Annotated in this window: 27 protein-coding genes and 1 pseudogene; all 28 read right to left on the bottom strand. The window is 39.7% G+C overall.

Going from position 1 to position 22815, the window contains the following annotated elements; all coding sequences use genetic code 11:
- Position 1: 1 nt before the first annotated feature.
- A complete protein-coding gene (locus NRE15_RS04255) occupies positions 2-379 on the bottom strand; it encodes an HK97 gp10 family phage protein (RefSeq protein WP_313794372.1) in 378 nt (125 codons plus the stop codon).
- Positions 376-714, bottom strand: a complete 339-nt coding sequence (locus tag NRE15_RS04260) for a phage head closure protein (RefSeq protein WP_313794373.1) — start codon at positions 712-714, stop codon at positions 376-378. The genes NRE15_RS04255 and NRE15_RS04260 overlap by 4 nt, the downstream gene beginning before the upstream one ends.
- On the bottom strand, positions 714-986 hold the full coding sequence (locus NRE15_RS04265) for a head-tail connector protein (RefSeq protein WP_313794374.1): 273 nt from the start codon (positions 984-986) through the stop codon (positions 714-716). The genes NRE15_RS04260 and NRE15_RS04265 overlap by 1 nt, the downstream gene beginning before the upstream one ends.
- Positions 986-2173 carry a phage major capsid protein gene (locus tag NRE15_RS04270; RefSeq protein ID WP_390887181.1) on the bottom strand — a complete coding sequence of 396 codons (1188 nt, stop codon included), beginning with the start codon at positions 2171-2173 and terminating at the stop codon, positions 986-988. The genes NRE15_RS04265 and NRE15_RS04270 overlap by 1 nt, the downstream gene beginning before the upstream one ends.
- A gap of 5 nt (positions 2174-2178) precedes the next feature.
- A complete protein-coding gene (locus tag NRE15_RS04275) occupies positions 2179-2880 on the bottom strand; it encodes a head maturation protease, ClpP-related (RefSeq protein ID WP_313794375.1) in 702 nt (233 codons plus the stop codon).
- A complete protein-coding gene (locus tag NRE15_RS04280; RefSeq protein WP_313794376.1) occupies positions 2870-4111 on the bottom strand; it encodes a phage portal protein in 1242 nt (413 codons plus the stop codon). The genes NRE15_RS04275 and NRE15_RS04280 overlap by 11 nt, the downstream gene beginning before the upstream one ends.
- 17 nt (positions 4112-4128) lie before the next feature.
- A complete protein-coding gene (locus NRE15_RS04285; RefSeq protein WP_449267332.1) occupies positions 4129-5694 on the bottom strand; it encodes a terminase large subunit in 1566 nt (521 codons plus the stop codon).
- A 149-nt stretch (positions 5695-5843) separates the two neighbouring features.
- Entirely contained in the window at positions 5844-6224 is a 381-nt protein-coding gene (locus tag NRE15_RS04290; protein ID WP_313794377.1) for a DUF7698 family protein, read from the bottom strand.
- An 82-nt stretch (positions 6225-6306) separates the two neighbouring features.
- Entirely contained in the window at positions 6307-6522 is a 216-nt protein-coding gene (locus tag NRE15_RS04295; protein ID WP_028119624.1) for a DUF4314 domain-containing protein, read from the bottom strand.
- A 59-nt stretch (positions 6523-6581) separates the two neighbouring features.
- Entirely contained in the window at positions 6582-7097 is a 516-nt protein-coding gene (locus NRE15_RS04300) for a hypothetical protein (RefSeq protein WP_028119623.1), read from the bottom strand.
- 57 nt (positions 7098-7154) lie between these two features.
- Positions 7155-8591 (bottom strand): DNA cytosine methyltransferase, encoded by a 1437-nt coding sequence (locus tag NRE15_RS04305; protein ID WP_313794378.1) that lies wholly within the window; start codon positions 8589-8591, stop codon positions 7155-7157.
- Positions 8584-9822, bottom strand: a complete 1239-nt coding sequence (locus tag NRE15_RS04310) for a site-specific DNA-methyltransferase (protein ID WP_028119452.1) — start codon at positions 9820-9822, stop codon at positions 8584-8586. Before NRE15_RS04310 ends, NRE15_RS04305 begins: the two co-directional genes overlap by 8 nt.
- Positions 9812-10969 carry a methionine adenosyltransferase gene (gene metK, locus NRE15_RS04315; protein WP_313794379.1) on the bottom strand — a complete coding sequence of 386 codons (1158 nt, stop codon included), beginning with the start codon at positions 10967-10969 and terminating at the stop codon, positions 9812-9814. The genes NRE15_RS04310 and metK overlap by 11 nt, the downstream gene beginning before the upstream one ends.
- Positions 10970-11545 carry a P27 family phage terminase small subunit gene (locus NRE15_RS04320; protein ID WP_028119454.1) on the bottom strand — a complete coding sequence of 192 codons (576 nt, stop codon included), beginning with the start codon at positions 11543-11545 and terminating at the stop codon, positions 10970-10972.
- Between the two features lie 128 nt (positions 11546-11673).
- Complete coding sequence (locus NRE15_RS04325; protein ID WP_449267333.1) at positions 11674-12084, bottom strand: HNH endonuclease; 411 nt, start codon at positions 12082-12084, stop codon at positions 11674-11676.
- A gap of 54 nt (positions 12085-12138) precedes the next feature.
- A complete protein-coding gene (locus tag NRE15_RS04330) occupies positions 12139-12579 on the bottom strand; it encodes a DUF1492 domain-containing protein (protein ID WP_028119456.1) in 441 nt (146 codons plus the stop codon).
- Entirely contained in the window at positions 12569-12799 is a 231-nt protein-coding gene (locus NRE15_RS04335; RefSeq protein ID WP_028119457.1) for a hypothetical protein, read from the bottom strand. The genes NRE15_RS04330 and NRE15_RS04335 overlap by 11 nt, the downstream gene beginning before the upstream one ends.
- Positions 12799-14148, bottom strand: a complete 1350-nt coding sequence (locus tag NRE15_RS04340) for a DEAD/DEAH box helicase (RefSeq protein WP_313794380.1) — start codon at positions 14146-14148, stop codon at positions 12799-12801. Before NRE15_RS04340 ends, NRE15_RS04335 begins: the two co-directional genes overlap by 1 nt.
- On the bottom strand, positions 14138-14434 hold the full coding sequence (locus tag NRE15_RS04345) for a PDDEXK family nuclease (protein ID WP_211230835.1): 297 nt from the start codon (positions 14432-14434) through the stop codon (positions 14138-14140). Before NRE15_RS04345 ends, NRE15_RS04340 begins: the two co-directional genes overlap by 11 nt.
- 156 nt (positions 14435-14590) lie before the next feature.
- Positions 14591-16819 (bottom strand): phage/plasmid primase, P4 family, encoded by a 2229-nt coding sequence (locus NRE15_RS04350; RefSeq protein WP_028119460.1) that lies wholly within the window; start codon positions 16817-16819, stop codon positions 14591-14593.
- Positions 16816-17220 (bottom strand): DUF7768 domain-containing protein, encoded by a 405-nt coding sequence (locus tag NRE15_RS04355; RefSeq protein ID WP_313794381.1) that lies wholly within the window; start codon positions 17218-17220, stop codon positions 16816-16818. The genes NRE15_RS04350 and NRE15_RS04355 overlap by 4 nt, the downstream gene beginning before the upstream one ends.
- A gap of 11 nt (positions 17221-17231) precedes the next feature.
- Positions 17232-19175: pseudogene (locus NRE15_RS04360) on the bottom strand (DNA polymerase).
- Positions 19176-19419: 244 nt separating this feature from the next.
- On the bottom strand, positions 19420-19965 hold the full coding sequence (locus tag NRE15_RS04365) for a DUF2815 family protein (protein ID WP_313794382.1): 546 nt from the start codon (positions 19963-19965) through the stop codon (positions 19420-19422).
- Positions 19966-19983: 18 nt separating this feature from the next.
- Complete coding sequence (locus NRE15_RS04370) at positions 19984-21102, bottom strand: DUF2800 domain-containing protein (protein WP_313794383.1); 1119 nt, start codon at positions 21100-21102, stop codon at positions 19984-19986.
- On the bottom strand, positions 21092-21391 hold the full coding sequence (locus NRE15_RS04375; RefSeq protein ID WP_313794384.1) for a hypothetical protein: 300 nt from the start codon (positions 21389-21391) through the stop codon (positions 21092-21094). Before NRE15_RS04375 ends, NRE15_RS04370 begins: the two co-directional genes overlap by 11 nt.
- 278 nt (positions 21392-21669) lie before the next feature.
- On the bottom strand, positions 21670-22224 hold the full coding sequence (locus NRE15_RS04380; RefSeq protein ID WP_313794385.1) for a sigma-70 family RNA polymerase sigma factor: 555 nt from the start codon (positions 22222-22224) through the stop codon (positions 21670-21672).
- 121 nt (positions 22225-22345) lie between these two features.
- The gene (locus NRE15_RS04385; RefSeq protein ID WP_313794386.1) at positions 22346-22486 is read right to left on the bottom strand and encodes a hypothetical protein; all 141 of its coding nucleotides are present in this window, start codon (positions 22484-22486) and stop codon (positions 22346-22348) included.
- Between the two features lie 114 nt (positions 22487-22600).
- The gene (locus NRE15_RS04390; RefSeq protein WP_313794387.1) at positions 22601-22786 is read right to left on the bottom strand and encodes a hypothetical protein; all 186 of its coding nucleotides are present in this window, start codon (positions 22784-22786) and stop codon (positions 22601-22603) included.
- Between the last annotated feature and the right edge of the window lie 29 nt (positions 22787-22815).

Raw genomic sequence — 22815 nt, forward strand, 5'->3', positions numbered from 1 at the left:
CTCACCCTTTCAATTCTTTCTCAATATCTGACTCAAGTTGTCTCATCCCTACTTCTTGAGCGGGTAAAATATGTGGTTGACCTTTCACTCGACCACCCCCACGTTTGGCATGTCCATGTTCCAATAAATGAGCGAGCTGATACCTGTTTCTAGAATGAACGATTAAATGAAGTTGTGTTGAGGTTTCCCGTTCCTTTTTAACTGACCATGATTTTTGATAGGCTTTTGTATCTTTCGGCCCGTTAGCTCTAATTTCCTTACGAACCGTTTGGCCAGATTTCTTTACAGCTTCCTTCACTGACTCGGTTGCTACTTCAGCATATTCTTCCAAGCCAACCATGATTTCATTCACTAACTGATCAATGGCTATTTTCTTCATCGTTCCACCTTCTTTGCGTACAGCTTTAACGTTTCATTTTTATAATTCATAAAGTCCACTCGTTTAATATCATATAAATCACTTTGGAATAGGATACGATGAGCATTGGTTGTCATGTCTTTTAGGACAGGTGTATAACGAATGGTAAATATTAAGTCGCTATGGTCAACTACCAATCCAGCTACAGCAACTTCTCCCCCTGATTGACCGCGAGAATCAACGAAGGCAAAGCAAGTATGAAACGTTTCCCACTCTTCCTTCCAATTACCTATCTCATCTCGAGTAGAATGGGATGCTTGAATTTCAATCCGTGCATTCAAGTTAGATATTTTCATCAGAACCCCTCCTGACGAATCCCAAATAAAAGAGCACGTAAAGTCAAGGTTAATTCACGATGGTCAGCTTCTTCCCGGTGCTCATAGAAGTAAGCGATGGTATACAACAAGGCTAGTTTAGCATGTGGGTAAGCTACAAGTTGTTCACTCGTTTCACATCGGGCCACATCCAAACATAGGAGAGTTGCTGAATCCATTAAGTTCTCAATCAATCCATTTTCATGGTCACCATCTACCCGCAAATAGCTCTTGACTTCTTCCAAGGACAGCATTAAGCCGCCCCACCAATTTTAAGAATTTGTACGGCTTCTGGTAGCACCAATTTACCGTCCACACGTTCTTTCGCAACAAATCCAACCATGCCATTACCAGCAAACAACTCTTTCAACTCTTGGAATGAACGAATACCACGGTCGCCAATGTTATAGTAAGAAAAATCTCCAAATGCAATAGCAGGATCTCCTTTAGTCACTTCTGGTGCAAAGGCTGAGGTATAAACTGGATAACCTAGCAAGCGATCTGGTTCTCCTTGTTGGTATGATTGTTGCCAAATATAAGCACCATTGTTATCCTTTAATTTACGGACTAATGCTAAGGTCGCATCATTTAAGATAAATACTGCGTTCTTACGGTAAGGACGTTTTAAGGCATAAACGAGGTTTAGAATTTCATCCGAGGTGATTTTCTCACTGGTAGTTGTTACACCCACTTCACCACCTCCTGATGTCGCAAAGATTCCTAACGGTTTATTATTACCGTCCCCATTTAAGAAAGCATCTTCTTCCGCATTTGCTAAAGCTTTAGAGAATTGATCCATGAGATGATTTTCTAAATTAAAGGCATTATCATAAAGTAATTCTTCTGTCACTTTGATGGCAACATGTAATTTATGCGCATCTAATACCACTTGGTCAAAAGTAGTATCACCAAACGTTAATGCTTCTCCTTCTTCAATCCAAGCAGCTGCTGGCTTAGTTCCAGCAATGTTAATCTTATGTTCCCCAGAAGTCTGAATAACTGTGCCTAGCTTACGTAGGATATTTTCTTCTTCTAACCCTTGAATTAGTCGCTCGTCATATTCTTCTGGAACTAAATAACCACCTTGTGTATCAATTCCTTCTTGTAAGACATTGGAAACATTTCGGAAGTTAGAACGAAAAGCATTTAACATAGCTTCTTTATACTCATTTCGAGCTCGACCTCTTTTTTCTGATTCATTGACATTTCCTGGCATAGAAGTTAATGGTTTCGAAGTTGGTTGTGCTAACGATTGATCCATTTGTTTCTCACGCTCCATTCGTTTAATTTCACGAGTATAATTTTCAATTTCCAATTCCATTTGAGCATATGTTTGGTGGTCTTCATCAGACATTAATCCTTTTTCATCTCGGTGACTTTCTACAAATGCCTTTGCTCGATTCCAAGCTTCACTACGTTGTTCAATTAATTTTTGCATCATATTAATTACCTCCATTGGTTTTTGATAGTATCTAAGCGACTGACTAACTCATTGGCAGAAACAGCATGACTTTCTTTCACTTTAATTAAAAGGGAATTGGTCACTGCTTTTCTTGAAAACAACATTGTTGGTTTTGATTCGTTATAAACATAATCAGATGCTGTTTGAAGCACAGAATCACAAAAGCCTAACTCCATCGCTTTACCCACATCCATCCAAGTTTCAGCATCCATTAACAGTGAGAGTTCATCTCGTGATAAACCAGTCTTTTTCTCATAAGCATTGATAATTGAATCCTTAAAAGAAGCCAACATATCGATGGCTTTTTCCATTTCAACATGATCACCAATCGCAACCGTCATCGGGTTATGAATCATCATCATGGAAACAGGACTCATAAATAATAAATCTCCAGCCATCGCGATAACCGAAGCTGCTGAGGCCGCAATGCCGTCTATCTTAATCGTGACATGCCCGGGATAATCTAATAGCATGTTGTAAATCTGTGCCCCAGCAATCACATCGCCCCCTGGTGAGTTAATCCAAACAACGATATCTCCTTCATCCGCGTATAATTCCTCGCGAAACAACTCCGGAGTCACATCATCTTCAAACCATGATTCTTCCGCAATCGTCCCGTTCAAATACAGCGTCCTTGGTTCCTTTTCATCTGGTTCTTTCCAGTTCCAAAATCTCTTACGATTCACGGTCTACTTCACTCTCCTTACTTTGATAAAATGTGCCTGCTTTTTCTAAAGGCAACATATTCCCATTCACTAGATATAAGTCCCCACCATCTTCTTTTGAAATTAAATCTAGATTTTCTAGTGTTCGTATATCGTTTGCTGACATCCAGCCATTTTGTCTGGCAGTAGCATACCCATTCATACGGCTTTCGTAATCTCCTCGGAGTAAGCCATCCACATTAAAGCTAATAAAATAGGATGGTTTATCTTTCTTGGAAATTAAGGCTCGATTCATTGCTTGTTCCCAGCGAAGTACCCAAGGGTCTAAGGTGTATTTAACAAACTCCAACGATTGTTGTTCAATATTAGAAAAGCTCGACTTCTCCAAATCACCAACCATATGAGGCGGGACTCGGAAAATTCGAGCAATTTCGTTAATTTGAAATTTTCTTGTTTCTAAAAATTGAGCTTGTTCAGGTGAGATAGAAATAGGTGTGTACTTCATCCCTTCTTCTAACACAGCAATCTTATTTGAATTACTTGATCCGCCAAAGGACTGCGACCATGAATTCCTTACTCGTTCTGGGTCTTTGATAATGCCAGGGTGTTCCAACACACCACCCGGTTGAGCACCGTTCGCAAAGAACTTCGCCCCATACTCCTCAGTTGCTAATGCCATTCCGATAGCGTTCTTAGCCATTGCGATAGGTGAGTATCCAATCAAACCATCAAAACCTAAACCAGGAATGTGAAGAACGTCAAAATCAGTTAACTCTACTTTCCCATCTTCATGATAGTATTCATAGATGATTTCTTTAGTCAGGTTATCTCGCTTTACTTTCATCTTATTGGGCATTAAAGGATAAATAGAGACGACCTCACCTTTCCCATTACGAATGACCTGTGCGTAAGCATTTCCCCACAACAACAAATGAGTCATCAGGGTTTCACGAAAGATAAATGATGTCATCTCGGCATTGGGCTCATCATGCAAAATAAAATATAAGGTATGATCTTTGGCTTTTTCTTTATTTCCATCCTCGTTACTTGAATATAAATGTAGTGGTAAACTAGCGACGGATTCAGCTAGAATCCGAACACAGGCATAAACGGCTGTCATCTGCATGGCAGAACGTTCATTGATATTTTTACCTGCAGAACTATTTCCAAAATAGAAACGGTTACTAGGTATTGTCTTATTTTCTACTGGACTCCGTATTAACTTCGACCATAATTGTTTGATTGGATTCATTAGTCACCTCTATCCCCTTAAATTAAAAATAACCCTCGTTCATCATAAACCGACTCCACTTGATTCAATCCGTGACGTAAGGATCTATCTAAAGCCATAACAGTCGCTACGACACCATCAATTTTCTCAGTCGATTTTTCTTTATCAGGCTTAATATTCCCTGCTGGATCCGTTCGGATGAAAATGTTATCCATCATCCAACGTAAGACAGGATGCCCAGCATGAGCAAATTTCTTCTCTAAAGCAATCTTCATAAGTTGTTTTGTTGGTGGACTCATATCCTTAAAACCTTGTCCAAATGGAACCACTGTAAAGCCCATACCTTCTAAATTTTGAACCATTTGAATGGCACCCCAACGGTCAAAGGCTATTTCTCGAATATTATATTTAGTCCCTAATTCTTCAATAAACTGTTCAATAAAACCATAATGAACGACATTACCTTCGGTAGTTAATAAGTGACCTTCCTTTTCCCACAAGTCATAATTTACGTGGTCGCGAGCCACTCTCAAGTCGAGATTTTCCTCTGGTAACCAAAAGTATGGCAAAATATAATATTTATCATCTTCATCTTCTGGGGGGAACACCAACACAAAGGCTGTGATATCTGATGTACTAGATAAATCCAGTCCGCCATAACAGACACGACCTTCTAATTCTTTAGGATCAAATGGGAAAGCACAAGCATCCCATACATCCATAGGCATCCAGCGTACCGTTTGCTTAACCCATTGATTTAATCTTAATTGTCTGAAGGCATTTTCTTCTGCGGGGTTTTGCTTTGCTGATTCACATGCTTGATGAACTTTATCCATCTGTACTGTAATGCCTAAAGAGGGGTTAGCCTTTTTCCAAACTTCCGGATCCGTCCAATCATCTTCTTTTTCAGCACCATAGATAACAGGATAAAATGTAGGGTCTGTTTTCCTACCCTCAATAATATCCTCTGCTTTTTGATGGGTTTCGTAACAAATTGATTGTGTATCCGTCCCTGCCGTAGTAATTAAGAAATATAGTGGTTGAGTTCTTGCGTCGCCAGATCCTTTCGTCATGACATCAAATAGTTTTCGATTTGGTTGCGTATGTAACTCATCAAACACCACTCCATGAATATTGAAACCATGTTTGGAATACGCTTCAGCGGATAAGACTTGATAGAATGAGTTTGTCGGCTGATAAATAATTCGTTTCTGTGAAGTAAGTATTTTTACTCGCTTATTTAAGGCGGGACACATGCGAACCATATCAGCTGCCACATCAAATACTATCATTGCTTGTTGTCGGTCAGCTGCACATCCATAAACCTCAGCACGTTCTTCACCGTCACCACAAGTTAAGAGCAAAGCAACGGCAGCTGCTAATTCTGATTTACCTTGTTTCTTAGGTATCTCAACATAGGCGGTATTAAACTGACGGTGGCCATCTGGTTTAATAATTCCAAACAAATCACGAATAATTTGTTCTTGCCAATCAATCAACTCGAATGGTTTACCCGCCCAGCGTCCTTTAGTGTGTGTTAATGCTTCAATGAAATTAACTGCAAAGTCCGCGCTATCTTGGTCGTAGTAAGAATCATCTGCCATAAACTGTGATGGTTCATAATTCTTTAACTTTCGAATGATTCTCACCTCCCTAATTTTGTGCAAAAAAATAACCACTTGGTCAGTGGTGTACGAGAAAAAGAGCTTTCGCTCCTTTTTGTATAAAGTAATTTGTGATTTTAAGGTGGATTTTAACTTTGAACTTCTACTTTCTTGAGAAGGATTGCCTTCTTAATTTCTGGTACTTCTCCTCGAGAATTGTAGTTATAAATCATGTTTCCAGTTTCAAGTTCTAGCATGCCTTCAATTTCATATCCTCTTTGGTTAAATTCCCATAAATTCTTCATTAAGGCGGTTGAGTGGTCTGTTATCGTAAATTCCTCAATGCCAAATTCTTCAAGGCTTTCTACAATTTCCTCAATCGAACCTTCTCTTAATATGTCGTTGAAGTTTAGTTTCTGAAGCTTGCCCCTTTGCGTAAGCATATAGGCACTTAAAAAGTCAATTGGGTATCCTTGGTTTCTCCAGTCTAGTAATTCGATGATAGCGTCTAGTTTTTTAATATTTTTCATGGTTAGGTTCCTCCTTTTTTTACTGTGTCCATATTCCCGTACAAACACATCAATAGCAAGGTTTACCAACCTGTTAGACGCTTCAATCTTTAATTAACTCTACTTCATCCACTTGGTCAATCACATTAAGTGAAGAACCATTATCCCAGTTGACTAATAGAGAGCCTATGTCATCCACGCCAATAATGGTTCCTTTCGTCCCCAAAGGCGGAGCTTGTAAGTCATCCATTTTAATCAGACGAATCCGACTCCCAATTGGATACTTCTTTTTTAATTGAGCAATACGTCCCTTTAGCATTTTAATCACCTCCAGGACTATATATCACTCAAGAGTGACTATAAATCAAGTCATAGGAGCTATTCATTTACTAATCGATACATTGAATTTCCAATGGATAACACTCTGGCATAGTATTGTTGTTTAACGAAAGTCTCTTGATGTCGAACCATAAACTCTTCTCGCATGTTGTCTTGTGTCCGAGCTGGTCTAAATTGACTTCTAGGCTTCTCATTTTCAAAGACATAACGGTCGCCTAAAAGATAATCATCACTATTCAACATGTAATTCACAACCTGTGCGTAGTAATCTGGTGTGTTCTCAAATTGTTGCCATTGCTTTTTAAGTGACACTTCAGTATTTTGAGATGCCTTTTTGTAAAACATGCTGTAAACAAATTGAGCTAAGTCATCATCACTAGTCATTGCCCATTTAAGGGGAATATAAGCGTAAGGTTCACTTTCTATTTCTTCTCTTAATGAATCAAAATGCGAAGTACCACCAAAAATAATGTTTATCATCTTTGATTGATTCGGTTGAGTGAAGACATATTTTGTCAATGAGTTGGATACCATGCTTAAAACTTCATTATTCATTCAGTTATCCCCCAAGTTTTATCGTTAATCCCATATTAGAATTGTAATTCTTCTATATCAAGTATTTTCAACGATTCCTTGTAAGATAAATATCACGCAGGGTAAAGCTACCCCATTGCCCCATAATTTATACTCAACAGAATCTGTGTGGGGCTTGGCTAACCATTTCCGTATTTGTTTTTCTGTCTTCGATCGCTTGAGTCCTCTTACTCGTTTGTCCGTTTCAAAGACTTGTTGCCAAAAATTTAGTTCTTCAGGACTAGGATTTATTTCTTCCAAATCATCACACCAACCATCCGAAAACCCTTGTAATCTTCCACACTCTTGCGGTGTAAGCCGCCTAACTTGAGGCTGATTGACGACAGGCGGGTCCTTATAATCACAAGCGACTAAGGGGTCAGTAATGCCTTGCCTGGCTCGAGTAAAATGTGAGTTTTTACTTAATGAAAATATTTCCTCAACGATTGCTAAGCCACCTTGATTTTGAGCCGGATGATTGCCTGACGTATCAATCGTTCGACTGACATCACATGGATAAATATTATGTCTTGCATTGCGCGTATTTTCAGAAGTTTGTCGAACGTCATAAACAACAAATGGTTGATTATTGCCACCTGTCCCAAGTTTTCTTGATAAAGTTGGCACTTGGTTCAAAGGACCTCGATAGCGACTATCTTGGCTATGGTTTTCAAAAACATAAGGTGGTGAACCGCCACTTGCTTTTAATGTTCCTGATTTTTCTTTATAGATATCCATCCGTTGGCCACCTTGGTCATTTAAGCAGATTGTTTCTCCAGTGCTTGTTTCAAGACCTCGGGGATTTCCTTGCCCTTTAGCTTTGCTCGTCTTAAAATTCCTTGACAGGCTTGCGGACTCAAATAATATGTCTCTAGCACGTTCTCCATCAAAATCTGCGACAAGGAAGACTCTACGACGACGTTGGGGCACTCCGAAGTATTGAGCGTCAAGAACTCGGTAAGCAATGGACCATCCGTCTCCCATAAGGTAGTCGCTGTAGGGCCATTTTCCGTTTTCAGGCATAGGCACCGTGGGATACGATCCTTTGACCTGGATAACTGCATCCAAAACGGATTGGAAGTCGGCTCCTTTATTTGATGAGAATGCGCCACAGACATTCTCCCATAAGATATATCTTGGTTTTGTGTCATTGGTAGCTACCCTCATTTCTTTAATGATACGTATTGCTTCATAGAATAGATTCGATTGTCTCCCTTGAAGTCCTTGTCGACCACCTGCAATCGATAAGTCCTGACATGGACTACCAAATGAAATAATATCAACAGGTGCTATATCAGCACCATTCAATTGCGTAATGTCTCCTAAATGTTGAACTTCAGGTAATCGTTTGGTTGTGACACGAATCGCAAATGGTTCAATTTCTGAAGCCCATATTGGTTTGATTCCTACTAATTTAGCCGCTAAGGGAAAGCCACCGGAACCATCAAATAATGAGCCTAAAGTAAGGCTAGTCATCTTGCAACTCCTCAATTTCTGTAAATAAAAAGCTGACTCCATCCCTTTCTACAGAGACTTCATCAGATTTACCAATTAATTCTATATATCGTTTTATAATGACATCCGCAAATTTCTCGTCCAACTCAATCGTATAACAAATACGATCCGTTTGTTCACAGGCCAATAAAGTTGAACCACTTCCTCCAAAAGGATCTAGAACAATAGCATTTGAAGTAGACGAATTCATTATGGGATAAGATAACAGAGGAATCGGCTTCATCGTAGGATGGTCTGAATTACGCTTAGGTTTATCGTATTCCCAGATGGTTGTTTCTTTACGACCTGAATACCATAAATGTTTCCCTTTCTTCTTCCAACCAAAGAGAATCGGTTCATGTTGCCATTGGTATGGAGAGCGTCCTAATACGAGTGATTCTTTCTTCCAAATACAAGTACCCGATAGATAGAACCCGGCTTCTTGAAATGCCCGTCTAAAGTTAAATCCTTCTGTGTCAGCATGAAATACATAAATCGATGCTTCATTCGTCATTACCTTTTCCATATGGGTAAAAGCAGCTAACAAGAATTCATAAAAGGCTTGATTTTCCATTTTATCGTTTTTTATCTTACCAGCACTTCCCTCATAGTCCACATTATAAGGTGGGTCTGTGACCACTATATTTGCTTGCTTATTTTCCATCAATCGTTCATAAGACTCTTGTTCCGTGGAATCTCCCACATATAAGCGATGTCTACCTAACGTCCAAATATCACCGTGTTTAGAAATGGCTGGCCGTTTTAGTTCTTCTTCCACATCGAAATCGTCATCTTCAATGCCATCCGTAAGCGTGTCTTTAAAGAGTTCATCCAACTCCGCCACATCAAACCCTGTGAGAGAGACATCAAAATCAGAGCCTTCCAAATCGGTAATCAAGCTCATGAGTTTATCTTCGTCCCATGAACCAGATATCTTATTCAAAGCAACGTTCAGTGCTTTCTCCTGGGATTCATCGATATCAATAATCACACACTCAATCTCTTGATACCCTAAATCTTGCATTACCTTTAAGCGTTGATGGCCACCCACAATTCGACCTGTTTGTTCATTCCAGATGATAGGTTCCACATAGCCAAATGTCTCAACAGAACGCTTTAGTTTTTCATATTCAGCATCACCCGGTTGGAGGTCTTTTCTTGGATTGTAGTCCGCTGGAATTAAATCGGTAAGTTTTTTCTTTTTAATCTGCATACTCTTCCAGGGCCTCCTTTATTTTGTATGACTCGAAGGTTCTTTCCCATAAATAGATAAATGATGAAAAATGACCATAACGAGCTGTTCTACGGTATTTAGGTTTACGTAAATCTAGGAAGTCAATAATTGCTCCTGGTTTCAAATTAAAATATCGTTGCGTAAAATCCGTCAGCACTTCATCACTATATTCACTCGTGCCGTGAGACGAAACTTGTACCATTACTGGTCTCGCCTTACCAATCGCATAGGATAAAGAGACAGAACACTCTGAACATATTTCTGCTTTCACAAAATTCTTGGCAATATAACGCGCCATATAAGCAGCAGAACGGTCTACTTTACTTGGATCTTTTCCTGAGAAAGCACCGCCACCATGAGCTGCTAAGCCACCGTAAGTATCTACCATAATCTTACGACCTGTTAAACCAGTATCTGCTGTAGGGCCACCTGTTACAAAGCGTCCAGAGGGATTGATTAAAATAGTCGTGTCCTCATCAATTGGGTAATGTTCAAAAATTGGAAGAATCACTTCTGAAATCAATTCACTTCTCAATTGTTGCATATCCTTACCCTCATCATGTTGTACAGATATCAAAATAGTATGAACATGACATAATCGCTCCCCATCATACTCAAGGGTCACTTGAGATTTCCCATCAGAATGAATGCCAGCAATTACACCATCAACTCGTAAAGTATCAAGTCGCTTACATAACTTATGCGCCAACTCCAATGCTAACGGTAAGCATGAGTTTGTTTCATTTGTCGCATAACCATAAACCGTTCCTTGATCGCCAGCACCTAGTAGGTTATATGAGGTCTTTTCGCCTTGTCTAGCTTCTAATGATTGATTAACGGCAGATGCGATATCTGCACTTTGCTTATTGATTAAGTTGTAAACCTCAAAGTCATCAGGGTTATAACCACTCTCCCAAAGAGCTACCTCGACCACATCGAATACATTGACTTCTTCACTCGTTGAAATTTCACCGGCTAGAATTATTTTTCCGTCGGTTGCTAATACCTCACAAGCAACTCGAGCATTACGATCATATAATAGACAACGATCTAAAATAGAGTCTGCGATATAATCACATAATTTATCGGGATGCCCCATACAGACACTCTCAGCAGTCTTAAACATTTAACCATTCCCTTTCTTTCTCAGTAACCGCTCCATGGTGTCTTCCATTGGATTCCCTACATAAGCAGTTGTTGAATTTTGTTTAACAATGTCAAAAATCTCATACCAGATGAGACTTGCTTGTTTTTGATAATTTTGACTCATCCCAACAAATGGACTAGCAATGGCACCACCTGTTGTGGGATGTTTTCCTAAAAGACCAAATGTTGAGATTGCTTCTTCGCATTGAATGTACCTGGCCATGGCTTGCGCATAGGTTTCAATTAGACGCTTATTTACTAGTCGCTCACATCCTCTATCTTTGAGCCACTCCCATGTTTCTGTATAAATTACACTTGCACCAAGGTCAGTGCCATCACGTTGTTTGGCTGACAAATATTCGGACGGATTTGGCATGTCTTTTCCTTGAGGATTGCAGTCCACTTCCAGTTCATCAGCGCTTAATGGGTTGGGACTAAAGTCGGGTAGGTCCATAATATTAGCTGGTTTTCCTTTGGCTAATTTATCAACCAAAGCTTCAGGCTTTTCACCTGAACGAGGACGTCTGCCCCCGCGTCTAGTTCCATCTCGCGCCATATAATCTTCCTCCTTTATTGACTCGCCTTTAATACCCCCTTTGAACTGCTTTTTTTGTGCGTGTTTGGGCGACACCGTTATCCAGGGTGAAAAATTTCAGAGATTCGACCTCCCCCACCCCTCACGCATTATTTTTTACCAAAGCGATCTCCGTCCAAAACTGAAATTCTTGAGTGGCATGATTTACACAAAGCCATCAAATTACTTTCATCATGTGTTCCGCCACGTCTCAAAGGTAAGATATGGTGAACTTCTTCTGCAGTTTTTAGTCTACTGTCTTTCAAACATTGTTGGCACAAAGGATGCTCTCTAATAAATTTGTTTCGAATCTTCCGCCACGCTCTCCCATATCTTTTTGCAGTTTCTGGGTCACGCTGATATTTTTCATAGCGTTTATTCTCTTGACGCTCATGCTCCTTACAAAATCGTCCATCCACTAGCTCTGAACAATTTGGAAAAGAACAAGGACGTTTAGGTTTCCTAGGCATAAACTTCACTCCATAAAAAGAACCCTGAGAGTTTCCTCCCAAGGCTGTCATGTTCACATTTTTCTACACCTTAACTATATCACTAAGGCTTACTCTCATTCTCTCTCATTTACTCTCATCTTTATTTTCTTCATACTCTTTTATGACTGGCTCAATTTCTGACAGTGCTTGTTTATGAATTCGAAAGACATGCTGAATACTAAAGTTTAAGTCGACTGCTATCTGCTCAAAGGATGAAAAATTCAAGTACCTTTTTTCCAAAACCATCTGTTGCTCTTTATCTTCCATGTCATTAATCATTTCAGTAATTCGAATTTTGATATCGACTAAAGAATCAATGTCATTATTGATTTCTTCTTGAAGCATCACAATCTTCACGATAATGTCTTCCAACCGAGAAGTATTGCGTCCTGGTGCTTTAGGCATATCCGATAAGGTGCTCGTTGCTTTTCGTGCCAAGGAGTTCAGTGTAGCAATCTGTTCAATTTTACTGTTAATACGCTGATCCAAATAAAAAGCTTGTTGTAAAAATTTCTTAGGTATCAAACACTTCGACCTCCTCATTTAATTTATTAAGAATCAACTTACCATCAGCATTTGTGATTTCTTTGAACCATTCGGATAAGAAAAACTTCTCGCAAGAAATCAAATGACGGTTGGCAGCTTCACTATTAGGATTTCTCTTCAATTGTCTACAAGCACTTCGATAGTCTTTGACAGCTTGTAATACAATCGCATGAGCTAATCGTTCGTAAGGGTTTTGCATTAACTCACCTCCATGTCTGCTTTTACCGCATCAATCAAGGCATTTTGACCTTTGCTTTTATTTTCCAAAGCTTTAAGCACGTATTCATCCAAGGTGTTCTTGGCTATGATATGGTGAACGACCACACTCTCGGTTTGACCTTGCCGATATAATCTCGCATTCGTTTGTTCGTATAATTCTAAGGACCATGTTAAAGTGAACCACACAATCGTTGAACCACCTGATTGTAAGTTCAAACCATGTCCCGCACTGGCTGGATGAATCACTGCCACTGGAATTGCTCCCTTATTCCAATCTCTAAAATCCTGTTTACTTTTAAGTTCTCTCACATCGAACCGTTCCTTGATTCGGAGAAGTTCATGCTTGTACCAATAAATAAGAAGGAGTGGTTTTCCATTCGCACCCTCGATTAAATCTTCCAAAGCATCTAACTTTTTATCATGAAGATGAATTGACTCACGTTCTTCCCCATACACGCTACCACTAGCCATCTGAAGTAACTTGCCAGAGAGCACTGCAGCATTGACTGCATCAATTTCTTTGTCTCCCAAGGTCACCAACATATCTTTTTTGAGTTGATCATAAGTAGCTTGTTCTTTATTAGATAGTTCAACACCTACTTGATTCATCACTAGCTCTGGCATATCCAGATAGTCTTCTGCTTTCATGGAAACAGTAATATCTCCAATTTTTTCATAGATAGCTTCTTCAGCACCAAGACGTAACTTGTATGAATAGATAATCATGCCATTCCGTTTATCGGGTTCAAAGTATGTGTTTCGATAATGGGTAATAAATCGTCCCAGACGTTCACCTTTATCAAGAATTCTAAAAGGAGCCCATAAGTCCATCAACCCATTACTCGACGGGGTTCCAGTTAGCCCTACCATCCGTCTGATGAATGGTCTAACTTGGACTAATGCTTTGAATCGTTTCGCAGTATGTGATTTGAAGCTAGACAATTCATCAATCACAACCATATCGAAATCAAATGGAAGCTCAGTTTTATTAACCAACCAATCAACATTCTCGCGGTTAATAAAATAGATATCCGCTTTCTGCTTCAATGCAAGGGTTCGTTCTTTCGCACTGCCAATGACCGTTGAATAATTGAGTAACTTTAGGTGTTCCCATTTATCACACTCATCTGGCCAAGTGTCTCTTGCGACTCGAATCGGTGCAATAATTAATACCTTCTTAACTTCAAAGGAATCAAACATCAAATTGTGAATTGCAGATAAGGTAATCACTGTTTTCCCTAAACCCATTTGTAGGAATAAGGCACTCACTTCATGCCTTTCAATGTAATCAATCATCGCTGCTTGATAAGGATAAGGGTTAAACTTCATTGGCTGTCACCTCCTCAATGATAAAATTTATTTGTTTTAAACTATCCAGCACATAGCATTGAAACCCTAACTGTTTCAAATCGTTCATTCGCTTCACTTGGATAGGTCTAGGTTTTATGCCAGGTCTCTTCACTTCTACAAAAGCAAACTTCCCTCTAGGTAATAAAAGTAACCGATCGGGTAAGCCCGTCATGCTTGTTGTATTTATTTTTATACATAACCCGCCGTGTGCTTTCACAGCTTTTACCAAATGTTCTTCAATTTTATATTCACTTATTTTTTGCATGTTAACTCCTCATTGATAAACGTTGATTTAATAACATTAGTGGAAGCTGTGTAAGCTGCATATATAACTTATATATAGTGTTTTATTTTTTTATCTATATGAAAAACTCCTATATATAGGTTCCACAGCCTCCACTATCGTTGATATCATCATGTTTTAAGAAAATTCTGAATTTAACTTCAATCCTTGGATGTAATTTCCATCACTCCGACGTCGACGAACAAAGCCCTCAGTTGAAAGTGCTGCATAAAAATCAGTGGTACTTCGAGCATATTCACCTGTTCTAAAACAGAAAGCTCGATATTCTTCATACAAAGGGCCAGACTTCTCCATAAACGTAGTATCTAACTCACAACATTCATTGAGGAATTGCCCCAACCAATCATTACTTTCTTTATAATCCTCAATGGCATCCCGTACCTTTTGAGGAAGAGATATCTTGAAGTCTGAAGCAATTACCTTTTTCGCCCCTTCAATCATCCATGACAAGATGGCTCCGCCCGCTTCATGGTATAGATGGTCGCCATAATTCTTCACATCACTGCGCCCTTCTATTTTTGCTTCAAATGGAATCACGACTAATCGTCGCCAAGTTCCACGGTCAATGGCACCGACCTTTGGTAGATGATTCGTGTAAAGGACTAAGGTATGACTTGGGACAAAGCTAAATGGTGACTTGTACTTCTTCTCAGCAAAGATTTCATCGGTGGAACAAAGCTGTTTAACGATTGAGGTATTCAGTCGCATCCCTTCTTGAAGCTCGGCAGAGATGAGTAGACGTTTGCCTTTAGCTTCTGCCAATTCTGGTTTCACATTTCTTCGGTTATTGACCGTTAATACATCCGCTGATAAATTCCCACCATAGTTTCCTAGGATACGTGAGATGGTATTCCAAAACGTCGACTTCCCGTTACGACCATCGCCATAAGCAATAATCAAGGCTTCGACATATACTTTTCCAATAATTGAAAGGCCAACGATTTGTTGTACATAGTCAATTAACTCTGTATCACCCAGAAAGAACGTGTCCAAGGCATCTAACCAAATCTTTAAGTTTTCTTTCCCCGAATCGACTGTCGTTTGTTTCGTAATAAAATCCTCTGAATTATGGTCAAGTACTTCACCGGTCATTAGATTAATGGTCTGACTGGGTGTATTTAACAAGAACTCATTGGTATCCAAATCTGAGTGATTGATTTCTAGCATTGACTGAGCCTGACGGAGTGATGCATTAATGCCACGATCATCACGACGTTTAATCGCATACTTCTGATAAACTTTAGCTACTTGTAAATTTTGAAAGGCAATTCTCTGTTGTTTGTTAAATACCTCTAAGGCCTTCTTATCTCCAACACTTTCAATAATGGCTAGGCCGCCATTCTGTTCCAGCTGCGTTGTAAATTCGATAATCTGTTGTTCAGCTTCTTCTAACTGACGAAAGGTTAGTTCTTGAGCAACTCCTAATGACTTCGGTTTCGATTCTTCCCAGTAACTTCCGTTATAAATTAAATAATCTGTTGCTGGAGAATATCGTAGCTTTCTTTGGTATTCCTCAGCCAATACTGTCGCTTGCCCCACATCAGAGTAGTCAGTTGGTTTTAAGGTCAAACTGGGCTTGAATTGTTCTGGCGGAATATAGTCTGGCGATTTAGAAACACGTTGACCAAACTTTAAGGCTGACTGCCAAATTTTATCCAATTCCTCATCGGGTAATGGTGGCGAACATAACAGCGATTTTTGATTAAATAACTTTCGTGCTTCATCGGTATCGCCTAATCGAATCAAAACTCGACCAGCATACTGGCTCATAAAGTTATTACGACCACCTTCAAGAATTAAATTCTGACTGGCATCCCATTCTTCAAAATCATCAACCAATATATCGGTAACAAATTGGTCCCCTTTAACGAATTGAACGTTTGGATTTTCAACACCAAATATTAAACGCGCACTGTCCATTGCGTTCGCATCGAAGTAGGGAAAAAAGTTAAGAATTGCATCTTTAATTTGACGATACTCGGTTGCATCATGAATGGGATGAACTGGGAAATAGACATGGAAACGAGGTCGCGGTGATTGGTTTTCTTTCTGTTTCCAATGATTTCGACTCGATACCAAAGCCATCTTCACACCCTCAAATACTAGTTTCACATCCTCAATATCTATCCAATCAGACGCATCATTGGAGTGGTCATTATCTAAATCCATTACGACGACATTAGACGAAATAAAATTCGCATTAGCGCGATGATTATTTTCATACTCTGCCGTCACATGGTCATACTGCATGGCTTCCTTAAATTCTTCTTCATGATGTGCTTCAATGCGATTAGGAAAGATAAAGCTATTGGCCTTCTCCCTGGTCTTAGTTGTGTATAAAATCATCTATTAACCTCCTGGCAGTCTTGATTAAACCAGCGAATCATCATATTCCGATGCTGGGCTCGTTTAATTTCTTGCCGCATCCCTTCAGATAACTCATCACCAAACACCCATAATTCTTCACAACGTCCTAATAGTATTAAATTCATGCGCATCGCATGTTGACGTTCTTCCACATCCAAGTCATTCATAAACTGTGGGAATAAAAGATGCGGTGCGATAGGTAATGTTCCTTTATCTAAGGCAAAACGAGAATACTGCCGAGCTAATTGAGTATTCACTTCTACATCACCAGAATATGGTGAGCAAATGTAGACAATGGGTAAATAACTTGCATTCTTAATTGCGTGATAGGCGGTCGGGTCATAGTAACCTGATCCGTTCTCCCATTCTTTTTGATTCACAATAAAACCTCCTAATCTTTCTGGTAAAAGAGACACTCAAAGCCGTCCGCATCCAAAGGCAGTCCGTTTGCCCACTTTGGTTGTTCTCTCATTATTTCATTGACTTCTTCAATATTTGATTCACCAATCGGTACCTCTAGTACGACCTCATCATGGACATGCATAACAATTTGATACTCTGCTGATGCGAGTCGTTGCATGGCTTCTGCTAGAATGTCTCGAGCGATTGCCTGGACAACATTTTCGACAAACTTACCGCCGTAGCTTTCGATGCGTTCCCATTTATTTCCTAGAGCAATTCCCTCATAAGTAACCGATTCTCCACCGAAGCGATTGAGTCCCATTTTGGGTTTGGGATATGCAAGCCGTCTACCACTTGGAAGTTTGATAAATAGCATCCCTTTCTCATAAGACAAAATCAGTGATTTTAAGTAAACTGTTTCTCGTGACTTTACGACATGCTTTACAGCTGCATCCATATCCCACCAAAACTGAACAATGTGCGAATTAGCAAACCGCCAGGAATCGACAATGCCTTTTAACTCATCTTCTTCAAGTCCCATCTCTAAAGCCCCCATCGCTTTTAAAGCACCAACGGATCCTTGATAGCCACAGGCCAATTCGGATATCTTCCCTTTTTGACGGAGATGGCCATTCACCCCATTTTTCTCAACCGGGACATTAAACATTTGTGATGCTGATTGACAGTAAATATCTGCCCCAGCTTCAAATGCTTTTAATCTCCAATGTTCACCCGCTAACCATGCCAATACTCGCGCTTCAATGGCTGAGAAATCAGAGACAATGAATCGATGACCATCTTTAGGAACAAAAGCCGTTCTGATTAACTGAGACAAAACATCCGAGGGACTATCATAAACGAGTTCCAAATCTTCAAAACAACCCTCTCTAATCAGACTTCTCGCGAGTTCAAGATTAGCTAGATTATTTCGTCTTAAATTCTGAACTTGGATGAGCCGACCAGAATATCTGCCTGTGCGATTGGCACCATAAAACTGAAGCAGTCCTCTGGCTCTTTGGTCATTCCCCATGACATTTTCCATCGCATGGTACTTACGAACACTTGACTTCGATAGTTCTTGGCGTAGTTCCAGGACTTCCTTGACTGTTCCAGTAGCATCAGCAAGCGCACTCTCTACTTCCTTTTTAGCCAGCGACTTAATGGGTAAACCTTGGTTGTTTAACCATTCTTTCAATTGTGTTGGAGAATTCGGATTTTCTAGGCCAGTTAATTGAATCGACCGTCTCATATTTTCATCTCGTAATTGTTCATCGAATTTGATGGCTTGATTCACAAGTATCGGATCTACCTCTATGCCATAGTCATTGATTCGCTGGTCTAAGTGATAATGTGCCCATTCCATTTTTGGTATTGGAAAATGTGATAAACGTTCTTGAATCGCCATTTCTGTCTCAACGTCTTGTTTGTTGTATTCTTTAAATGCTCGCCATTTTATGCGATCATGGTTCGGTAGGTTTCGTGTGCGCTGACCGTTCGCTTGAGTGGGTTTACAAGGCACTGAAAAATAACGGATGAGCGCTTTACCCTCTGATTGCTTCTGCTCGTCAGTACCTAATACTTGAGCAGCCTTTTCTAAAGATAGGGGTAAACCTAAATATGCTGACCAAACCATCGTGCAGTACCATGATTCTGGAGAAAGTGATTGTCCTAGATAACTCGATAAACATACGCGCTCGAAGTTAGCATTAAAGGCTCACTTTTTAACGCGGTCATCTTGAAGTGCTAATATCACTTCTTCTGGTAGTGACTCCCCTTGAGCCAAATCGACTATTTCTACAGGTCCATGATTAACAGAATAAGCGAAAAGGAGGACCTCGAAGTCCTCGCTCTGCGCGTACTTGTAGACACCCGCTTTTGATAAGTCCACCGAAGAAAAGGTCTCGATATCAATATTTAAACTATCAATGACCATACTCATCCAACTCCTTCAACTTCACTTTCACATCAACATAGGCTGCAACTCCGACTCGGATGAGCCAAGTAAGGCCCAACCGATGAAGAAGTTATTGACTATAGTTTCCATCTACTTATCGCCTCGGAACTTGTAAAATAGCCAGATGATTAAATGACCTAACCATGTTCCGACCTGCCAAGCTCCCGCTAAATGGATTGCATCCTTAGCGATTTCGTTTAAACGCTCCATGCACTACCTACCCCTAGGCTAAAAAGTCATCGTCAACTGCATCAAAATCTGAAACTGCTGAAGTTCGACCACCTAAAGGTGCACCGTCACGTAGCTTCTGAACGTTACCGAGGCCAACTGCCACACCTCGATTACCGTTAACGTTATACGCATAAAAATTTAATGACACACGTGCATAAATACCTGAGTAAACTTCAGAACGTTCAAGAATTGGCTGGACTGATTGGTCAACAATTTGTGGTGCTTGAACTGAGTTCGCGTTAATGAAATAGGCATCTTTGTATGCCGCATCATCACGTTCTACATCTCCATCACGAAGCGGTAACTTTAAAGCAGCTTTATTAGGTTTCTTACCACCAAATTTACCAATCCCCACTTCAATGGCCGCATCCATAGCTGCTTCTATCTTTTCAATCGTTTTTGTATCAGATTTTGGAATAATCAAACTCACAGAATACTTATCTTTGCCACCATTCATCCCCGGTCTTGGTTCCCACACATTTGCGTAAGATAAACGAACTTCACCTGTTACTACTTTTGTTGGATTAATCTTTGTCATATTATTTTTCTCCTTTTTCTATTTAAAATCTGCATTTACATCATGTTTAACAATTTCTGGGCGACCATCCGATTCAGAAACCAACGTTGGTTCCCCTAATGGTTTAGTAATAAGGTCTCCAAATATATCATGAAATTTCTCTTTACCTAACTTACTTTCAAGCTTAGTGAGTGGTAGTAAGGAGTGTTGGTAAATATCCTGTATTCCTTGTTCGGCTGCTCGTTGTTCGACTGATTTCACATTCACGTACCTACGACTGGATCGTCCTTCGACTAACTTAAATCCGGGATAATGCTTATCATTTTCAACTGCTTGTTTTTGAGCGAACTCTTTAACATCCTTGCCCCACCTCACTAAATCATCAACGTGAGATAGAACTTCGGCCATCTCCTCATCATTCAGTAAATGAGCTTCTCTCAACTGGTATTTACGCAGTTCAAGATGATGCTTGGCTCGGTCTTTGGAGATAGCTTTGATTTTAGTCATTCCTAACCAGTCGCCATACTCCAAATTGCCCTCACCTTTATAAGCTTGCATGGCTTTGACTTTCAGCTCACCATTTGCCCACTCTAAAATGGGTCCCGTATCCATCGTCCAAGTCGATACATTACCAATACGCGGCTGGTAGATGGTCATACGAACTTCTTCGATATCGTAGATGCTATCGACGAGATTGAGTGCACCTAGGGCATACAATAGAAGCTGAGTATTGTTCTCAGGATTGACGTAGTATCTGCCGTACTTAAAATCAATCAGATGCAATATTTTGTCTGAGATAAGTACAGCATCTCCTGTACCAAATCCTTCTGGAACATAGGGCGAAAAGTCCAATCGCTGTTCGATAAACAACAATGTGTTTTCACCTAATGATTCTTTATGTTCAACCACAAAGTTGGCATAGTCCTGACAGTAGCGTTCCATGTCTTCGTCATGATAAATCGAATCTTCTAAAACTGACGCTTGATTTAACTTCAATTTTAAGAAATGTTCGGCCATCGCATGTGCTGCAGTCCCCTGTTCTGCCGCTTCTGATGATTCTTCTTCCGGAACCATCGCTTCAAGTAATGCAATCGGTCCATGATTCAACCATTTGTGAGAACTGGAGGCGGAAAGCAAGGCGTGTTTCTTAGTCTCCATGAGCTAACGCCTCAACCGCTTTCCACAACTCGGGATAGACCTTAGGTTCTAATTCACTTAATTTGTTGCTACCAAATTGCCGGATGAGTGACCGAATTTCGGTAGTAAACCCTTGCCTTGACTTCTCTGCTAGAAATACCTGAATTGCTTCAAACGAAACAGGATGTATTTCCGAAGCAACTTCTTCAACAGGGTGATTATTATTCATAAAATTTAAAAGTTCGATTAGGCTGTCGTTTAGATTCTGAGCATCTTCTAACACTTGTTTGTACAACTTCATTCTCGACATGTTTATCTCCTTTACTATTTGACATGACTTGACGTGCGAGCTTCTTCGTTACTATTGAAATCGCCATAAGACTAATAGCAATTTCTTCATTGGTTGTTTGGTCCAAGTCCGATTACCTCCTTCCATATTTCATGGGACATCCGTCGCTGTTTTGAGTAACTCTTTAGAAAGACTTTTCAAATTTCTTCTGTGTCACTAAGAAAGATGGTGACTTTGATTTTATTCCTTCCATCTCTCTTAGGACATCCAGCATCAACTTGAGTAACTAATAGGAAAAATTATTTCCAATCTATCAATGCTTCTTGGATAATTGGTAATAATTTTTTCTTGGTATTATTAACCGTCTTTTGAGAACAACCAACAATATCTGCCACTTCACGCTCGGTCAATTCTTCTATAAATAAAAGGGACATAATCAGTTTGTTACGCTCAGAAAAATCATTCAGCACTTCTTCAAATGCCCCATACAATAGATGAGCTTCAGCATCTTCCTCTACATTTGTCTGAGCTGTCGCTTCAAAGTTTGTAGTTTCAGAGATACGATCTAAAGATAGCGGCAACCCCATCTTCAAAAGGCTCAGCAGCTCACCGGTGCCCGCTAATGCTTTAAATTGGTCGGGTGATCCCGAGAGCCAATTAGATTTTTCATCTTTGTAATTTTCCCAGACACGATTGACATCTCTATACGCACGTTGAGCTCGTTTATCTTCACGCCATTCTTCGCGCATCATTTCTAAGTAGATTTCTTCTGATACTTCGACCTCTTGATTAACAAGGATAGTTTTACCATTAACCTGTATTGCTGTTTTTACTGTAATAAATCGTTTTTTCATGTGTGTGCTCCTTTGGTTTTATCCGCAGAGCTGTCACATGTCCGAAGAACAAAAAAAGACAAACTAAAAACTACCAATTGGTAGTCTCCAGTCTGTCTAGCAGCTCTACGGAATTATTTATTTACTTATTAATGACTTTTATCGTGTTATCCTTTGTAAACTGAATAATCGTCGTATACCCTTTGTTAGAGATAATGACTTGTTTTTTAGTTTCGTTAATTTCGCATACCTTTTTGTTATTTCTATTTCGTACTTCGACCAAAGATTCACCTCCTTTAAAACAAAAAAAAGACAAAGTTACCTATAGATTGATACTCTACAGATAACTTCGTCTTCAGCTCCAATAATTTGGGCATTTCACGATAGTTTCTTTTACTTATTTAATTTGTTGCCGCTTCATACTTTCTATTTGATAGACGATCTCATTCCAAGGTACTACAACCTTTTTACTCTTACTTAACTTAAACTCCGCCACAATGTCTCCGTCACTATTGACCATTATGTCAAATAAACGTTCTGGAACTTGTTCTAAGCTATTAATATTACGAATCGATCTTTTCATTTTTCCTCCTAAAATTACAAATTTAATAT

Origin of the sequence: Fundicoccus culcitae, from assembly GCF_024661895.1 — a bacterium.
GTDB lineage: Bacteria > Bacillota > Bacilli > Lactobacillales > Aerococcaceae > Fundicoccus_A > Fundicoccus_A culcitae.

Excerpts from the sequence above, each read along its gene's own strand:
- NRE15_RS04270 (WP_390887181.1), bottom strand. The coding sequence starts at position 2,173 with ATGATGCAAAAATTAATTGAACAACGTAGTGAAGCTTGGAATCGAGCA.
- NRE15_RS04375 (WP_313794384.1), bottom strand. The coding sequence starts at position 21,391 with ATGTCGAGAATGAAGTTGTACAAACAAGTGTTAGAAGATGCTCAGAAT.
- NRE15_RS04345 (WP_211230835.1), bottom strand. The coding sequence starts at position 14,434 with ATGCAAAAAATAAGTGAATATAAAATTGAAGAACATTTGGTAAAAGCT.
- NRE15_RS04340 (WP_313794380.1), bottom strand. The coding sequence starts at position 14,148 with ATGAAGTTTAACCCTTATCCTTATCAAGCAGCGATGATTGATTACATT.
- NRE15_RS04380 (WP_313794385.1), bottom strand. The coding sequence starts at position 22,224 with ATGAAAAAACGATTTATTACAGTAAAAACAGCAATACAGGTTAATGGT.
- NRE15_RS04370 (WP_313794383.1), bottom strand. The coding sequence starts at position 21,102 with ATGGAGACTAAGAAACACGCCTTGCTTTCCGCCTCCAGTTCTCACAAA.
- NRE15_RS04350 (WP_028119460.1), bottom strand. The coding sequence starts at position 16,819 with ATGATTTTATACACAACTAAGACCAGGGAGAAGGCCAATAGCTTTATC.
- NRE15_RS04290 (WP_313794377.1), bottom strand. The coding sequence starts at position 6,224 with ATGAAAAATATTAAAAAACTAGACGCTATCATCGAATTACTAGACTGG.
- NRE15_RS04305 (WP_313794378.1), bottom strand. The coding sequence starts at position 8,591 with ATGACTAGCCTTACTTTAGGCTCATTATTTGATGGTTCCGGTGGCTTT.
- NRE15_RS04265 (WP_313794374.1), bottom strand. The coding sequence starts at position 986 with ATGCTGTCCTTGGAAGAAGTCAAGAGCTATTTGCGGGTAGATGGTGAC.
- NRE15_RS04260 (WP_313794373.1), bottom strand. The coding sequence starts at position 714 with ATGAAAATATCTAACTTGAATGCACGGATTGAAATTCAAGCATCCCAT.
- NRE15_RS04335 (WP_028119457.1), bottom strand. The coding sequence starts at position 12,799 with ATGCAAAACCCTTACGAACGATTAGCTCATGCGATTGTATTACAAGCT.
- NRE15_RS04390 (WP_313794387.1), bottom strand. The coding sequence starts at position 22,786 with ATGAAAAGATCGATTCGTAATATTAATAGCTTAGAACAAGTTCCAGAA.
- NRE15_RS04295 (WP_028119624.1), bottom strand. The coding sequence starts at position 6,522 with ATGCTAAAGGGACGTATTGCTCAATTAAAAAAGAAGTATCCAATTGGG.
- metK (WP_313794379.1), bottom strand. The coding sequence starts at position 10,969 with ATGTTTAAGACTGCTGAGAGTGTCTGTATGGGGCATCCCGATAAATTA.
- NRE15_RS04310 (WP_028119452.1), bottom strand. The coding sequence starts at position 9,822 with ATGCAGATTAAAAAGAAAAAACTTACCGATTTAATTCCAGCGGACTAC.
- NRE15_RS04365 (WP_313794382.1), bottom strand. The coding sequence starts at position 19,965 with ATGACAAAGATTAATCCAACAAAAGTAGTAACAGGTGAAGTTCGTTTA.
- NRE15_RS04320 (WP_028119454.1), bottom strand. The coding sequence starts at position 11,545 with ATGGCGCGAGATGGAACTAGACGCGGGGGCAGACGTCCTCGTTCAGGT.
- NRE15_RS04285 (WP_449267332.1), bottom strand. The coding sequence starts at position 5,694 with ATGGCAGATGATTCTTACTACGACCAAGATAGCGCGGACTTTGCAGTT.
- NRE15_RS04300 (WP_028119623.1), bottom strand. The coding sequence starts at position 7,097 with ATGAATAATGAAGTTTTAAGCATGGTATCCAACTCATTGACAAAATAT.
- NRE15_RS04325 (WP_449267333.1), bottom strand. The coding sequence starts at position 12,084 with ATGACAGCCTTGGGAGGAAACTCTCAGGGTTCTTTTTATGGAGTGAAG.
- NRE15_RS04280 (WP_313794376.1), bottom strand. The coding sequence starts at position 4,111 with ATGAATCCAATCAAACAATTATGGTCGAAGTTAATACGGAGTCCAGTA.
- NRE15_RS04255 (WP_313794372.1), bottom strand. The coding sequence starts at position 379 with ATGAAGAAAATAGCCATTGATCAGTTAGTGAATGAAATCATGGTTGGC.